The sequence below is a fragment of the Amycolatopsis sp. TNS106 genome (genome assembly GCF_019330265.1).
In the GTDB taxonomy this organism is placed as follows: Bacteria; Actinomycetota; Actinomycetes; order Mycobacteriales; family Pseudonocardiaceae; genus Amycolatopsis; species Amycolatopsis lurida.
In genome coordinates, this window is sequence record NZ_CP024972.1 from 2,889,331 (window position 1) to 2,904,219 (window position 14,889).

Annotated in this window: 12 protein-coding genes; 8 read left to right on the forward strand and 4 right to left on the reverse strand. The window is 68.7% G+C overall.

Translation table 11 applies throughout. From position 1 onward, the window contains the following. Positions 1 to 11 precede the first annotated feature (11 nt). The gene (locus CVV72_RS12935) at positions 12 to 464 is read left to right on the forward strand and encodes a hypothetical protein (RefSeq protein ID WP_219152671.1); all 453 of its coding nucleotides are present in this window, start codon (positions 12 to 14) and stop codon (positions 462 to 464) included. 316 nt (positions 465 to 780) lie between these two features. Here the strand turns inward: CVV72_RS12935 and CVV72_RS12940 are convergent, their stop codons facing one another. Beyond that, complete coding sequence (locus CVV72_RS12940; protein ID WP_219152672.1) at positions 781 to 4,026, reverse strand: BTAD domain-containing putative transcriptional regulator; 3,246 nt, start codon at positions 4,024 to 4,026, stop codon at positions 781 to 783. A 121-nt stretch (positions 4,027 to 4,147) separates the two neighbouring features. Between CVV72_RS12940 and CVV72_RS12945 the strand changes: the two genes are divergently transcribed. The 4 genes from CVV72_RS12945 to CVV72_RS41965 all read left to right on the forward strand — a co-directional run bounded on the left by CVV72_RS12945 (position 4,148) and on the right by CVV72_RS41965 (position 6,696). Beyond that, a complete protein-coding gene (locus CVV72_RS12945) occupies positions 4,148 to 5,041 on the forward strand; it encodes an NAD(P)-dependent oxidoreductase (RefSeq protein WP_219152673.1) in 894 nt (297 codons plus the stop codon). 3 nt (positions 5,042 to 5,044) lie between these two features. Then, on the forward strand, positions 5,045 to 5,809 hold the full coding sequence (locus CVV72_RS12950) for an SDR family oxidoreductase (protein ID WP_219152674.1): 765 nt from the start codon (positions 5,045 to 5,047) through the stop codon (positions 5,807 to 5,809). A gap of 313 nt (positions 5,810 to 6,122) precedes the next feature. Next, entirely contained in the window at positions 6,123 to 6,380 is a 258-nt protein-coding gene (locus tag CVV72_RS41960; RefSeq protein ID WP_219152675.1) for a hypothetical protein, read from the forward strand. Between the two features lie 139 nt (positions 6,381 to 6,519). After that, a complete protein-coding gene (locus CVV72_RS41965) occupies positions 6,520 to 6,696 on the forward strand; it encodes a hypothetical protein (protein ID WP_219152676.1) in 177 nt (58 codons plus the stop codon). 70 nt (positions 6,697 to 6,766) lie between these two features. Here CVV72_RS41965 and CVV72_RS12965 read toward each other — a convergent pair whose 3' ends face one another. Both CVV72_RS12965 and CVV72_RS12970 read right to left on the reverse strand, forming a co-directional pair. Then, entirely contained in the window at positions 6,767 to 7,852 is a 1,086-nt protein-coding gene (locus CVV72_RS12965; protein ID WP_255632665.1) for a penicillin-insensitive murein endopeptidase, read from the reverse strand. Beyond that, complete coding sequence (locus CVV72_RS12970; protein ID WP_219152677.1) at positions 7,765 to 8,682, reverse strand: peptidoglycan-binding protein; 918 nt, start codon at positions 8,680 to 8,682, stop codon at positions 7,765 to 7,767. The genes CVV72_RS12965 and CVV72_RS12970 overlap by 88 nt, the downstream gene beginning before the upstream one ends. A gap of 145 nt (positions 8,683 to 8,827) precedes the next feature. On the opposite strand from CVV72_RS12970, the gene CVV72_RS12975 reads away from it, so the two are divergent. The 3 genes from CVV72_RS12975 (at position 8,828) to CVV72_RS12985 (ending at position 13,725) form a co-directional block, all read left to right on the forward strand. After that, a complete protein-coding gene (locus CVV72_RS12975) occupies positions 8,828 to 10,519 on the forward strand; it encodes a glycoside hydrolase domain-containing protein (protein ID WP_219152678.1) in 1,692 nt (563 codons plus the stop codon). 74 nt (positions 10,520 to 10,593) lie between these two features. Next, positions 10,594 to 12,186, forward strand: coding sequence for an integrin alpha (locus tag CVV72_RS12980; RefSeq protein ID WP_219152679.1), 1,593 nt, complete (start codon positions 10,594 to 10,596; stop codon positions 12,184 to 12,186). A gap of 12 nt (positions 12,187 to 12,198) precedes the next feature. Beyond that, complete coding sequence (locus tag CVV72_RS12985) at positions 12,199 to 13,725, forward strand: alkaline phosphatase (RefSeq protein ID WP_219152680.1); 1,527 nt, start codon at positions 12,199 to 12,201, stop codon at positions 13,723 to 13,725. A gap of 50 nt (positions 13,726 to 13,775) precedes the next feature. On the opposite strand, the gene CVV72_RS12990 is transcribed toward CVV72_RS12985, so the two are convergent. Then, positions 13,776 to 14,738 carry a helix-turn-helix transcriptional regulator gene (locus CVV72_RS12990; RefSeq protein WP_219152681.1) on the reverse strand — a complete coding sequence of 321 codons (963 nt, stop codon included), beginning with the start codon at positions 14,736 to 14,738 and terminating at the stop codon, positions 13,776 to 13,778. Between the last annotated feature and the right edge of the window lie 151 nt (positions 14,739 to 14,889).

Genomic DNA, 14,889 nt, shown 5'->3' on the forward strand with positions numbered 1-14,889 from the left:
ACACCGCTCGTTTGACAGACCCGTTCCTGGCGGCCTCCGCCCTCAACCAGATCCTGGCAGTACCGACCACGGGCCTCGACAACCTCACCTCGATGACGGTCTGGCGTTCCGCTCGACGCGTCACCCTCATCCAGGTGGCAGTCGCCACGGCCGCCGGAGCCGCGGGCACGCTCGCGATCTGCGCCCGCATGGACGCGCCGGCCTTCGCGACGGTGACGGTCACCATCGCCGGGGCCGGCATCATCGGCTTGCTGGCAGGCCTCCTGCCCGGGCAGCACCACGCATGGCCTGCCTACGTCACTGCCGTCAACAAACTCGCCAGGACCGGCCAACTGCCACGGAACCTCATGCGTTTCCTGGATGACGCGCACCGCCTCGGCCTGCTGCGGGCAGTCGGGCCCGCCTACCACTTCCGCCACGCCGAACTCGAGGAGCACCTCGCCGCCCGCTACGAGCAACACTAGTTCCGATGCTGGCACACCGGGTCAGTCGCGGAATCTCGCGCGAATGTCGTTGACGACATCCGCACTACAAGATTTCGACACAGAGCGTGAGACCCTACATTAATGTAGGGTCTCACCGCCCGTGACATGCCGATCTTGCGCGACCTGGGCTTTCTCTGTTGTCTCATGGTGACGTCACCATGATCAGTCTCAAACTCTTGGCATTTCCTCAGCTGACTGTTCCCTCCGACCTCACCGGCTACCACGACGGCGCGCAGGGCCGTCAAGACGCGGACGCGCCGGCGTTCGCCCGACCAGCGAGGGCGTTTGCTGGCTGCTAGGCGTTTGGCGCTGTGGTGTTTCCGGCGATCACGTCGAGGTCGTTTCTCCGACCGTTTTCGAATTCGGTGACGAAGACGTTTTCGGGCAGGTTGTGCCGGATCCTGGCGGTGATCCGGTCGATGTCGCCGTGTTCGGCGGCCGGTAGTGGCGCTCCCGCTGCTTTTCTGAGTGCGGCGGCCGCACCGAGCAGGCGGGCGGCGTGGTGGTGATGGCCGGCGAGCGAGTGTGCCCCGGCCAATCCTTCCAGCGCGAGTGCGATCGCCCGTTGGTCGCCGGTGGCCTGTGCTGCGGCATAGCCGTCGAGATGGAGGTCGAGCGCCGCCGGGGCGTCGTCGCGTTGTTCCGCGATGAAGCCGAGTTCGGCCAGGATCAAGGCGAGACCGGGGGTTCCGTTCCAGCGCCGGCACCAGTCGAGCCAGTTTCGCAGATGTGTTTCGGCGGTATCGAGTTTGCCTTGCCTGCGCGCGCCGAGCCCGAGACCGACTTCGGCGTGTTGGACGCCCCACTGATGGGACTGTTCCGCGGCCAGTCGCATCGCTCGGGTGTGGAACTCCTCGGCTGTGCCGTAGTCACCTGCCAGCAGGGCGCTGCGTCCGAGTCCGGACAGTTCGTACGCCGCTTCGGTCCATAACCCGAGTTCCTCGGCGTTGCGCAGGCCCTCACGGCGAAGACGTGCGGCGTCTTCGTAGTCGCCATTGATTTCGGACAGTGTGGCGAGGCGCTGCCTGGCTTTCATTTGCCCCCAACTGTCGCCGAGTTCCTCGAAGAGGGTCAGGCTTTGACGGCCGAGCCGGCCGGCTTCGGCGATGTCGCCCTTGGCGAGAGCGAACGTGTGCGTGATCAGGACGGCCGCGACGCCCCAGTCGTCGGCGGCGGCGCGGTAGACCGACAGAAGCCGATCGATCCGGTCACCGGTCGTTGCCGGGGTGTCGAAACCGCTCTGCGCGAAGCTGAGGAACCACTCGGCCCACACTCGCACGGCAGGGTCGGCGACGGTGTCGTTCACCGTGTCCAGCACGCCGCTTGGAACGACCGTGTCCGGATCGGCGGCATCGCGGATCAGCAGTGTGATGCCTGCTTGCCATACGGTCGCCACGGCCCGTGTCGCGGCAGGTGCTTGCCTGTGGAGGGGCGAGACCAGGTTCAGCATTCGGCGTGCTTCGCCGAGCCTGCCGCGCAGGAACCAGTACCAGCCCAAAGCGTTGACCAGCCGGAGAGCCAATTCCGCTTCGTCGTGCTGGATCGCGTCGTCCAGCGCCCGGTGGAGATTGGCGGTCTCGGCGTCGAGGCGCCGCAACCAGTACTGTTGCTGTCTGCTTCGCAGGTGTGGCCCGGCGCGTTCGGCGAGTTCGGTGTAGTACCGGCGGTGCAGCTGCCGGATCCGTTCGGACTCGCCTGACTCGTCGAGCCGTTCGTGGCTGTAGACCGCCACGGATTCGAGTAGCCGGTACCGGGGGCCGTCCGCGGTCTCGGTCATGACGATCAGCGAACGGTCCACCAGCCGGGCAAGCAGATCGAGGACCTCCCTCGCCCGCACTCCCCCGCCGACGCAGATCGTTTCGGCCGCCTCGATGGTGCAGCCTCCGGCATGGACGGAAAGACGGCGCAGGACGACGCGTTCTGCCTCGGTGAGCAGTTCCCAGCTCCAGTCGATCATCGCCCGCAACGTCCGCTGACGAGCAGGTGCTCCCCGTTTCTCGCCTGCCAGCAACCGGAACCGGTCGTCCACTCGTACGGCCAGTTCCCGCGCGCCCAAGGCCCGGAGCCGGGTGGCGGCCAGTTCCAAGGCGAGAGGAATCCCGTCGAGCCGCCGGCAGATCGTGGCGACGGCGTCTGCGTTGTCCACGGTCAACTCGAACCCGGGCACGGCGGCGCTCGCTCGTGCCAGGAACAGCCTGACCGCGCTGGACTTGCGCACGGCTTCGATCGCCGCCCCGGGCGCCGGTGGCTCCAGCGGCGACACGGGCCACACCTGTTCCCCGTCGACCGCGAGCGGCTGACGGCTGGTCGCCAGGATTCGCAGCCCCGGCGCTGTCGACAGCAGCTGTTCGACGAGTTCGGCGGCCGGCTCGGTCACATGCTCGCAGTTGTCCAGGACCAGCAGGAGCTGCTTCGTGCACAAGGCACCGGTGAGCCGCTCGAGCGAGGAAACGGGACCAGAGGACGGGAACGAGGCAGTTGTGGCGTCGTCGCGGAGGCCGAGCACCGCGGCGACCAGGTCGGTCAGTTCCGCTAACGTCCGCGGATCGTCCTGGCGATCCAGCATGGTCAGTTCGACCAGCCAGACGCCGTCGGGAAAGGCATCGACCAGACCGCCCGCCGTCTCCACGGCCAGCCGCGTCTTGCCGACACCGCCGGGGCCGGTCAGCGTCACCAACCGGGCCGTGCCCAGCGCCGAGCGCACCGCGCCGACGACGTCCGCTCTGCCGATCAGGGCGCTCAGCGGGATGGGCAGGGTGGTGCGCGGCGCGGCGCCGGAGGTGAGGCTGAGGTGGGTGGCCTGTTCCAGGATCGACTGGTGAAGGGTCGCCAGCTCAGGCCCGGGGTCCAGGCCCAGTTCCTCGGCCAACCGGTGGCGGAGCCCGCTGTAGGCGGCCAGTGCCTCGGCTTGGCGCCCGGCGAGGTAGAGCGCACGCATGTAGACCGCACACAGACGTTCCCTCAGAGGGTATCGAGCCACCAGTTCGCCAAGCTCGCCGGCGAGTGCGGCGGCGAGCCGGTCATCCGACTCCAGCCTCGCCTCGGCCTGTTCCTCCAGGACGACCAGCCGCTCCTCCTCGAGACGCCGAGCGAGATGCCCGGCGAACTCCGCGTCCTGGAAGTCCGCGAACGCCGGCCCCCGCCACTGCCGCAGGGCATCCGACAACAGTTCCGCCCGTGTGCGGGCGTCATCGCTGATTCGCGCCTGCGCGGTCAGGTCCCTGAACCGGCCCATGTCGATCCTTGCCGGATCGACCCGCAGCAGGTACCCAGGCGGCTGAGATACCACCAGGCCCCGCCCTCCCGGTTCGGCGTCTTCCAAAGCCCGCCGAAGCTGCCAGACCCTCGTCTGCAAGGTCTTTCGGGGGTTCAGCGGAAGCCGCTCGCCCCACAGGTCCTCGATGAGCCGATCAGCCGACACCGGCCGTCCCTCGCGGACCAGCAGGGCCGCCAGTAAGGCACGGACCTTCGACTCCCGGACGTCGACCCGGGTCCCGTCCGCCGTCCACACGGCCAACGGACCGAGCACTCCGAAACGCACGCCACCACGGTAACCGGCGGGCCGGCGGCCGGGTCGACGCGCACCAGACCTAGACCGGACCTAGACCCGACCTGGGGTGCCCCATCCGAGAGTGGTGGTCACAGATCGAATGGAGTTGTGAATGAACGAGCACGAACCACCCGTCCCGGTGACGGTCATCGGCCTCGGCGCGATGGGCAAGGCGCTGGCCGCCGCGTTCCTGGCCGCCGGCCACCCCACCACCGTCTGGAACCGCTCGGCGGGCAAGGCCGACAGTCTCGTCGCGGACGGCGCGACGCGGGCGGCCACGATCACCGAGGCGGTCACGGCCAGTCCGCTGGTGGTCGTTTGTCTGCTGGATTACCCGGTCCTGCACGAGATCCTCGATCCGGTCGGCGACGCCTTGACCGGTCGAGTACTGGTGAACCTCACCAACGGCACTCCGGACCAGGCCCGCGAGACCGCTACCTGGGCGGCCCAGCGCGGCGCCGACTACCTCGACGGCGGCATCATGGCCGTGCCTCCGATGATCGGCCAGCCGGAAGCCTTCGTCCTTTACAGCGGCTCACGACGCGTCTTCGACCGGTACGAGCAGGCGCTGAACCGGCTGGGCATCGCCAAGTACGTCGGCGCCGACCACGGCTTGGCGTCGCTCTACGACCTGGCCCTGCTCAGCGCGATGTACGGCCAGTTCGCCGGAGCGAGCCACGCACTCGCCCTCGTCGGCACGGAGAAGGGCGATCCGGCGGAGTTCGCCTCGTCCATGCTGGTCCCCTGGCTGACCGCGACGACCTTCGCGCTCCCCCTGCTCGCCGAACAAAACGACACCAGCACGCAGGCGGGCGAGGAATCCGCTTCCCCACCGGACATGCAGGCGGTGGCCATCGCCAACATCGTCACGACCAGCAACGCCCAGAACGTCGACAAAGCCCTGCTCTCCCACCTGCTCATCCCCCTGCGGGACCTCATCGGCCAGCCCGCACACGATCGCGACCTCGCGGGAATGGTCGACCTGATCAAGAAACCCACGGAGTAGACAATGAACGAGTATTCGGGCAAGAAGGCCGTCGTCGCGGGCGGAACGCACGGCATGGGACTCGCCGTCGTGAAGGCACTACTCGACGGCGGCGCGGAAGTCGTGCTGACGGGCCGCAACGAGAAGAACATCGAAACGGCGCGGACCCAGCTCGCGTCCCCTGCCGCTCACGTGGTCCGATCCGACGCCACCAGCATGGCCGACATCCACGCGCTCGGCGACCTCGTCGAAGACAAGCTCGGCCGGATCGACTTTCTGTTCGTCAACATCGGACTCGCCAAACTCGAACCTTTCGAGCAGGTGACCGAAACGTCCTACGACCAAAGCTTCAACACCAACACCAAGGGCGCCTTCTTCACCACCCAGCGACTGGCTTCCCTCATCCACGACGGTGGCTCGATCGTCTTCACCACCTCCATCGCCGACGAAGGCGGAACAGACACCCTGACCGTCTACTCCGGAGCGAAAGCCGCCGTCCGGGCGTTCGCCAAAGGAATCGCCCACGCGCTACTGCCCAGGAACATCCGGGTGAACGTGGTCAGCCCCGGCTTCATCGACACCCCGACAATGGGCATCACCGGCATGACCGACGAGAGCCGGGACGCCTTCATGAAAATGGGAGAGATGGCAACCCCGATGCGGCGGCACGGCACCGTCGAGGAAGTCGCCGCTGCCGTGCTGTTCCTCGCCTTCGACGCGACCTTCACCACCGGCGCCAGACTGACCGTCGACGGCGGGATCAGCCAAGGAATCCCCGCACCCCAGTAAGGACGGCACCGCGCGAACGAGAGCGGCGAGGTTCGACCGCGATTTTCGGTGAGCATCATTTTCCTTTGAGCCTGACTGCGGACGGGTGGCTGATGGGGGCGGTGCTCTCACCGGCCCCATCAGCGGCGTGCGCCTGCCAACCCCACCGGGTCGACCGGTTACCCCGCGCGATAGCTCTCGAGCACGGGTCTTCCAAACGTGCTAGGTGTACTGCCCCGGGAGGTCGCGAACGTGGGGACACGTAGTCGGATCGCCACCACCGCCGAGATCCTCATCGCGGCACGCGCCCTGTGGGCGTGGCGGAGCGACGCTCATGCCCTCCTGCCTCGCCCTGATCACCAACATGCTCACCGACGCCCGTGAACGAGCACTGGCGATCGGCTTGTGGGCGACTACCTTCGCCCTCGGCATGGCGGCAGGTCCACTCGTCGGCGGCACCGGACGGGTGGACCTGCTCAGCGTGGCGCTCTCGCTGGGCGCCAGCCTTCCCTTGGTATACGCGATCAGGCACGCGGACACGCACGGGTTCGACACCCACACCACGGCCACCCTGGTGGCCAGCGCCGCCTGAGCGACCCGATGCTCGACGTCGCGCTGTTCACCGATCGCGCCGCCGGCACCGCCTCGTCGGTGTCGGCGGCGCGCTGTATCTGGTCACTCAGCACCTGCAGCTCGTCGAAGCGCTCTCCCCGCCGGCCGCGGGCGCGTGGATGGGCCCGCCCGCTCTGGCGATGGTCTTGGCCGCCATCGGCGCCCCCCTGCTCGCCCGTCGAGTGCGGCCCGGCTACCTCGTCCTGTCCATCCTCCTTCTGTTGCTCGCGCTGACCGAGGTAGACCACCAGGCGATCGCCGCGGGCTACACCATGTCCGGCACCCGCTCCGCGTAGTGAGCTCCGCTACCGGTGCGGATGACGGCCGCCAAGGCAGGGAAAGCGGAAACCCGCCGGCTATGAAGGTTCAGCAGACGTAGAGGCTGTTCGGATGCACCGCTTCGCAGTAGCGGACATGCAGATGGTTGTCGTGGTTCGCGTAGCTGGTCGTCAAGCCTTCGTCGATCAGCGTGGGGTCGTTGAAGAAGATGAGCTTCACGTGTCCGGGCGCGGCCGCGCGGATGGCTTTGACCAGGTCACGCGTGGCCGCTCGATCGTAGGTGGACGAGCGCCAGGTGATCCTGCCTCCGCCGCACTGCGCGCCATCAGTCCGTATCGGCCACAGGTCGACGTCGAGACCCACCCGGTGGCTGCTGTGCCCGGGGATGGCGCCGCCGTGTTCGAAACCGAAGTCGCCCAGCGGGACTTTTCCGCGTCCGGTGCCCGTGAAGACCTTCGCGGCCTGCTCGAGCTGCGCGACCGCGGCGCCGGTTCCCCAGTTTGCCGCCGTTCCGTTCCCGTCCGGGTCTTGATCGCACAACCCTTGGCCGAAGTCGGGATAGTCGTGGTGCCAGACCAGGTTCTTCCACGTGGCCGGCCCGGCGATACCGTCCACGGCGATGCCCGCGTGCTCCTGGAAGCCGCGGACGGCGGTGGTCGTCGCCGCGTCGAATTGCCCGCTCACCGGAAGGTTCATCCTGCGCTTGGCGTTCAATTCCAGTTGAAGCGCTTTGATCGCGTCGCCGCTGTCGCCCGCCCGGACCGTGGGCGTCAGCGCGGCCCAAGTCTTCGGTCCCGCGATGCCGTCCACTCCGAGCGTTCTGGCGGTCTGGAACGCGCGCACGGCCGCGACCGTGGCGGAGTCGAACACACCGGTGGTAGGTGCCGCGTGTCCGTGATGGACGAGGAGATGCTGCATCGCCAGCACCTCCACACCGCGATTTCCGCTGCTCTGGGTATGGAAGAAGGCGTTTCCGTACGCGTGGGCCGGTTCCACGGTGAGGATCGCCGAACCGGCCGACAGAACCAGGACGGCGAGTGCCGCCGTTAATCTGCGCATGGGATTCTCCGGATTTCGCAGTGGTTTCAGTAGGAACAGCCCGAGGTGGGCAGGCTCGACGGCGCGGGAGGCGCCACGCCGTCGTAGATCGCCAGCAGCAGCCGCTGCGGGCAATGGCTGGTCGTGCCGATCTTGATGCCGAAGTGCAGGTGCGGTCCCGTCGAATTGCCGGTGTTCCCGGTGTAGCCGATGAGCTGGCCCGCCTGGACGGTCGCCCCGGACGCCACGGCGTGCTGGGAGAAGTGGCAGTAGACGAAACGGGTCCCGTTGGCGGTCAGCACCACGCCTCGACCACAGGAACTGTCGTTGACCAGCGCCACCGTACCGGCGGTGACCGCGAGGGCCCGGGTACCGGTGCCGACCGGCAGATCGATCGCCGGATAGTCGTGATGCGGATCGTCGTACTCACTGCGCGGCAGCGCGGAACGCGAGAGCGGGAGCGACCAGCCCGCGACGGACGGGGTCCCGGCGATGAGCCATTGCCACGTGGTGGCGTCGACGAGCGACGTCGCGGGCAGCCCGTGCTTGGTCTTGAACGCGGTCACCGCGCTCGCGGTGCTCGCCGCGAACGTGCCGTCCGCTTTGACCTGGTAACCATGGCGCGCCAACTGGTGCTGCGCCCCTTTCACCGCCTCGCCGGTCGCACCGTTGTCGAGGTTGATCACCAGCTTGCCCCAGGTCTTCGGCCCCACGATGCCGTCGGCCGTCAGCCCCTGTGCGGTCTGGAAGGCTTTCACCGCCGCCTGGGTTTTCGGGCCGACGATGCCGTCGGCCTCGATCTGCGCACCGCGTTGCCGGAGCAGGTACTGAGCCGACGTGACCTCAGGGCCGGTGGAATCACCGCCGACCAACGGCCACGCCGGGGCAGGCGCGGCGTGCGCGGATCCCGCGCCGATCATCACCATGGCCACGACGGTGGCGAGAAAAATCAGTAGGCGCCGCATGACACTCCTTGTTCGCGCTGGTACGGAGCCGGAACCCTAGAACGTGGATTCCTTGCGCTGGAAGCCTTTCCACGGGCACCAAAACGCTTCCGGCCGTCACTCGCGCGCAGATAACCTCCCGCCCTCGATTCCGGGAGGAGAACCGATGAAACGAATCCGGCGGACAGGCGCCATCGCACTCGCGGTCGCGCTGCTGTCCCTCGCGACCCCGGCCGATGCCGCCACGGGCTCGCGCACCGTCACCTACCACGGCTACCAGCTCGACGTCCCCGACGGCTGGCGGGTGGTCGATCTGGCCACCGCCCCGAGCACCTGCGTCCGGTTCGACGCCGAGACCGTCTACTTGGGACACCAGGCCCAAGAACCGGACTGTCCGGCGAAACTCGTCGGCAGGACGGCGGGCGTGGTGATCGAACCGCTCACCGAGCTGACGCCCGAGCAGGTACCCGAGGGCGTGGTGACCGCGCCGCCGGGGACGGCCACTCCGCCGCCCGGGACACCGTCCCGCGAAGGGACCATCCGGGTCGCCGTCCCGGACGCCGGTGTGCTGGTCACGGCGGGCCACACCGGCGCGACCGAACAGACGGTGCGGACAGCGCTGGAAGGCGCGCGCCTGGTCGCGGGCGGCACACGTGCCGTCCTGCCCACCAGACCGGGGAAAGCGGCCGCGGCGGCACCGATCGTGGCGCCCGGGAGCTTCCAGGGCAAGGGATTCGAAACCTGTGCCGCACCGGCCCAGGCCACGATGGACGCCTGGCGAGCCTCTCCGTACCGGGCGGTCGGCATCTACAGCAGTGGTGACCTGCGTGCCTGCGCGCAACCCAATCTCACCCCGGCGTGGGTGGCGAACCAGGCGGCCCGCGGCTGGCGCTTCATCCTCACCGACGTCGGCAGACAGGCCCCGTGCACCGGATACCGGCTGAAGATGTCCCCTGATCCCGCGATCGCCCGGCAGCAGGGCCGGGACGCGGCGGCGAACGCGATCGCGGCCAACACCGCGCTCGGTTTCGGCGCGGGCAGTGTGATCTACAGCGACATCGAGGGCTACTCGTCGACGGCGGCGTGCAAGGCCGGCGTGCTGTCCTATGTCAGCGGCTGGACCGAGGCGCTGCATGCGAAGGGCTGGCTTTCCGGCGTCTACACCAGCGCCGGGTCCGGGATCAAGGACCTGGCGAGCGCCTACACGAACACCTCGTACACCAGACCCGACCACATCTGGTTCGCCTGGTGGAACGACAAGGCCGACACCGACACCGGCACCTACGCGCCGAGCGCCTACTGGGCGAACCATCAGCGCATCCACCAGTACGCCGGTGAGGTCGCGGAAACCTGGGGCGGGGTGCGGATCCCGGGTATCGACCGGGACTACCTGGACGTCGGGCCGGGCACGACGCCGCCGTGTGACACGGTGAGCCTCGACTTCGGCGCGTACCCGCGAATCGCCTCGGGTTCGACCGGGAACGCAGTCAAGGCGGCGCAGTGCCTCTTGTCGCCCACCGGGCGGCCGACCGGCACCTTCGACGAAGCGACGGTGTCCGCCGCCAAGACGTTCCAGCAAGCCCACGGGCTCGCCGCGACCGGTGAGATCGAGGCTCGCACGTGGACCGCACTACTGTCCACAGGGGACACACCCACCCTGCGGCAGGGGGCGACTGGCGCCGCGGTGAACCGGCTGCAGCGCGCGCTCACCGCCGCCTCGGGCAAGACCCTCGCCATCGACGGCGCGTTCGGTCCGAACACCGAAAAGGCGGTCCGTGACTACCAGGGCTCCCGCGGGCTCGGGGTCGACGGTGTGGTCGGGCAGGCCACCTGGGGCGCGCTGCAGGCCGGCCGGTGAGCGCCGTGCCCGACCTTTTCACTCAGGCGAAAACGATTGTCCACGCTCGTTCCCGGTTCCTACCGTCGTCCGTCGTGGCGAACAAATGGTTTCCCGTACTGGCGGCCGCGGCCGCGTTGATTCTCTTGACATCACCGGCGACGGCCGTACCGGCACTCGCGGCCGCCCCACAGACGGACGTGAACGGTGACGGCATCGCCGACCTCGTGCTGTCGACGGGGGCGCGCCTGACCTACAGCGGCGACACCTCCCTCACTCCGCACGATCTCGGCGGCTCCGTGCTGGTGACCCCCGGCGGGGCGGCCCCGCCCGGCGCCCCCTCGGCACTGGTCAACCAGAACACCGCCGGCGTCGGGCTCGGGATGGAGGCCTCCGACAAGTTCGGCGCCGCGCTCGCGACCGGCGACTTCAACCGGGACGGGTTGGCCGACGTGGCGATCGGCAACCCGGGCGAGTCGGTCGGCGGCCTGGCGAACGCCGGCACGGTCAGCATTCTCTACGGCCAGCGCACGGCACCGTATCTCCGTGCCCTTCCCGGGGCACTCGGGACGATCAACCAGGACACCGCGGACGTGCCGGGGGTGATGGAGGCCGGTGACCTGTTCGGAGCTTCGCTCGTGACCGGCGACTTCAACGGGGACGGTTTTGCCGACCTCGGCATCGGGTCACCGGGTGAGGCGATCGAGACGAAGGCGCGCGCCGGCGCGGTATGGATCCTCTACGGCGGCGGTGCCGGGCTCACCGCGAGGAACGCGATCGCCTTCAACCAGGACGACCCGGATCTGGCCGGGGCGTCCGAAGCGGGTGACCTGATGGGGTGGGCGTTGGCGGCCGGAGACGTCACCGGCGACAAACGGGACGACCTCGCCGTGGTCTCGTCCGGCGAGGTGATCACCGGCACCGCCAACGCCTGGGGGTCGGTCCACCTGCTGCACGGCTCGGCGAGCGGGCTCTCCGCCAAGGCGTCCTCCTACATCAGCGTGGGCAACGCGGCCACCGACGGGAAGTGGCGAGGTGCGGTCATCGGCCGCTTCCACGGCGGCGCCAACGCCGACCTGGTCGTCCAGGCCGACCGCCGCCGCGGCGGCCCGGCCGGGTCGGGAGCGCTCGTCTCCGTGCGGGGCGGGAACGCCGGGCTGACCACCGCGGTCGAGGTGATCGACCAGTCCGGTGACGCGATCCCGGGAAGCCCGGAGGCCAATGACTACTTCGGCGGCTCCCTCGCGGTCGGCGACCTCGACGGCGACACCGTCGACGACCTGGCCGTCGGAATCCCGAAGGAGGACAATCGCACCGGCGCGCTGTGCCTGCTGCGCGGCGGCGCGAGCGGGTTGTCGTCCTTCCCCGCCACTGCGGTCGGTGAGAACACCGCGCCGGTCAACGCCGGCGCCGCCGTGGGCGAGGGCTTCGGGTACGGCCTACGGATCCTCGACATCACCGGTGACGGCAAACCCGAACTGACCGTCTCGGCTCCCTGGGAGGACGGCGGTCCGCAGACCGGGGCGATGTTCGTACTGAACACCGGGCTGACGGGCAACGCGCTCACGGTGACCGCGGCACGCAAGCTCACCCGCGCCCAGATCGGCACGCCGACCGCTTTCGGCCCCGGGGCCCCGTTCGCGGGCAACTCCGCCGTACTGGACGACAACCTGGAAACACCTAAGTAGGGGGATGGGGAAATGAGCAAGTTCAACCGACGGACCTTCGTCTTCGGTACCGCCGTCGCCGTGGGGGCGGTGGCACTGGGCGGCCGGGCGAGCGCCGCGCTGCCCTATCCGTTCAAACTCGGCGTCGCGTCGGGCGATCCGCTGCCCGACGGTGTCGTGCTGTGGACCAGGCTCGCGCCGAACCCGCTGGAGAACGGCAACGGCGGGATGCCGACCACGGCGACCGCGGTGGACTGGGAGGTCGCGACCGACGACAAGTTCACGAACGTGGTCAGGAAAGGCCAGGTCACCGCCGTGTACGCGGACGCGCACTCGGTGCACGTCGAGGTCAACGGGCTGCAGCCGGATTACGAGTACTACTACCGGTTCCGTGCCGCCGGACACATCTCGCCGGTCGGCCGCACCCGCACCGCCCCGGCGTTCGACACGTTCGGACGCGACCTGCTGATGGCGTTCACGTCGTGCGCACATTACGAAGACGGCTTCTACACCGTGTACCGGCGCATGGCCGAGGAGCGTCCCGGCCTGATCCTGCATCTCGGTGACTACATCTACGAAACCAGCAACAAGGAAGACGGTAGCCGTCCCCGGTATCACAAGAACAAGAACGAACTCACCGAGATCGGCCACTACCGGCAGCGGTACGCGGAATACAAGATGGACGCGGATCTCCAGGCCGCGCACGCCGCCGCCCCCTGGCTGGTCGTCCCGGACGATCACGAGGTCGAGAACAACTACGCCGGGGACCATCGGGACAACAACAAGCCCACCTTGCCCAAGGGCTGGGACCAGCGCCGAGCGGACGCGTACAAGGCCTACTACGAGAACATGCCGCTCCGGGGTGGCGCCAAGCCGAACGGGCACAGGATCCAGCTGTACCGGCGCGTGCGCTGGGGGAAGCTCGCCACCTTCCACCTGCTCGACACCCGTCAGTACCGGAGCGACCAGGCGTGCGGCGACGGCTGGAAGTACTGCCCCGAAGCCGGTGATCCGTCGCGGAGCCTGCCCGGTATCGCGCAGGAGAACTGGCTGCTGGACGGCTTGTCCCAACGACAGGGGACCTGGGACGTGATCGGTCAGCAGGTGTTCTTCGCCCGGCGGGTGGACCCGCAGGGCGCGGCCGGAATGGACGGCTGGGACGGCTACCCCGCTTCCCGCGACCGTATCCAGAAGGGCTGGGTCCAGCGCGGTGTCCGCAACCCGGTGGTCCTCACCGGTGACGTGCACCGTGCCTGGGCGAACGAACTCAAGGCGGACTACACCAATCCCGGCTCGCCGGTCGTCGGCACCGAACTCGTCACCAGCTCGGTCTCCTCCGGCGGCAACGGCGCGAAAGCCGGCGGTGTTCCCAACCAGGCCGAGAACCCGCACCTCAAGTTCTACTCCCAGTACCGAGGTTACGTCCGGACGAAACTGAGCCAGGCCAAGATGGACGTCGACTTCCGCTACGTCGAGCAGGTCACCGTGCGCGACAAGGCGGCCTTGACGGCGCGTTCGTACGTGGTCGAAGAAGGCCGTCCTGGTCTGCAGGCCCCGTAACCGGTGTCCGGGGCCCGGCCGCGAACCTCTCGCGACCGGGCCCCGGACGCTCAGCCTTCGGCCAGGAGCGCGAGGCCGAGCGGGGTGATCGAATGCAGCACGGACTGCCCGGTCTGGCGGCTGGTGATCAGGCCGGCGGCGCGCAGGGTGGCGGCCTGCTGGCTCGCCGTCGGGAGGCTGGTCTTCGTCCGGGAAGCCACTTCGGTGGTGGTACCAGGACACTCCCCGAGGACCTCAAGGACCCGGGCCCGGGTCCGGCCGAGCAGGGACGTCAACGGCCTGTGCGCCGCTCCGTTCGCCGACCAGCCCACTCTGTGCTCGATCGGATACACCAGGGTCGGCTCCAGCTCACCGGCCAAGAAGGTCGTCGGCAGCCCCCAGCAGAAGAAGGACGGCACGAGACACAGCCCCCGCCCGTTCAGGCGCAGTTCGTGCTCGACCGGATAGTCCAGTTCCAGGACGGGATAGGTCCATCGCGCCGTGGGGTGCACCTGGGCGAGCAGGGACTCGCACCCCTCCTCGGTCATCGTCTTCACCTGTCTGGCGCGTACCTGCTCGACCCGGCCGCACACCCGCACCCAGTACGGGGCGAGGCAGGCGGTGAAGTACCGCTCGACCGAGTCGGCGAGCTGAGTGAGCGTCTCCGGTCTGCCGTCGGCGAGACCGGCGGTCCACGAGGGAAGCCGCCGGCTCCCCTCGAGTACGGCCAGATCGGCCCGAAGCCGCTTCTTCGGGGTTCGGCGCAGCGCTTCGAGTCCCTCCGCCAACGAGAGGTTCCGCAGCGTCGGGGTGAGGAAATCGACCGCGTAACCGGATTGGGAAGCGAGGTCGGCCAGCAGCCGGGTGGTGGCGGGTGCCGCCGGGGCCACCGATCTTCGCCACTCCTCGAAGAAGATCCCGCCTTCCCGGCCGCGCAACCGGTACATGCTGAGCAGGACCTCCCACATCGGCTGCGGTGCCGCACTGATCCTGGTCCTGGCAAGGTCTTCGGGAGTGAAATGGATCCTCAGCACGGCTGTCTCCTACGAGAACCGCACTCCCGTCGATCCCGAACAAGCATGACTTCCCCCTGGATTGAATCCCCCCGCCACCAGGCCACCGGACGACACACGGCTACTGGCAGTCCCCCTTGCGACGCTCGATGCTAGGGGATCCGCGGCATTC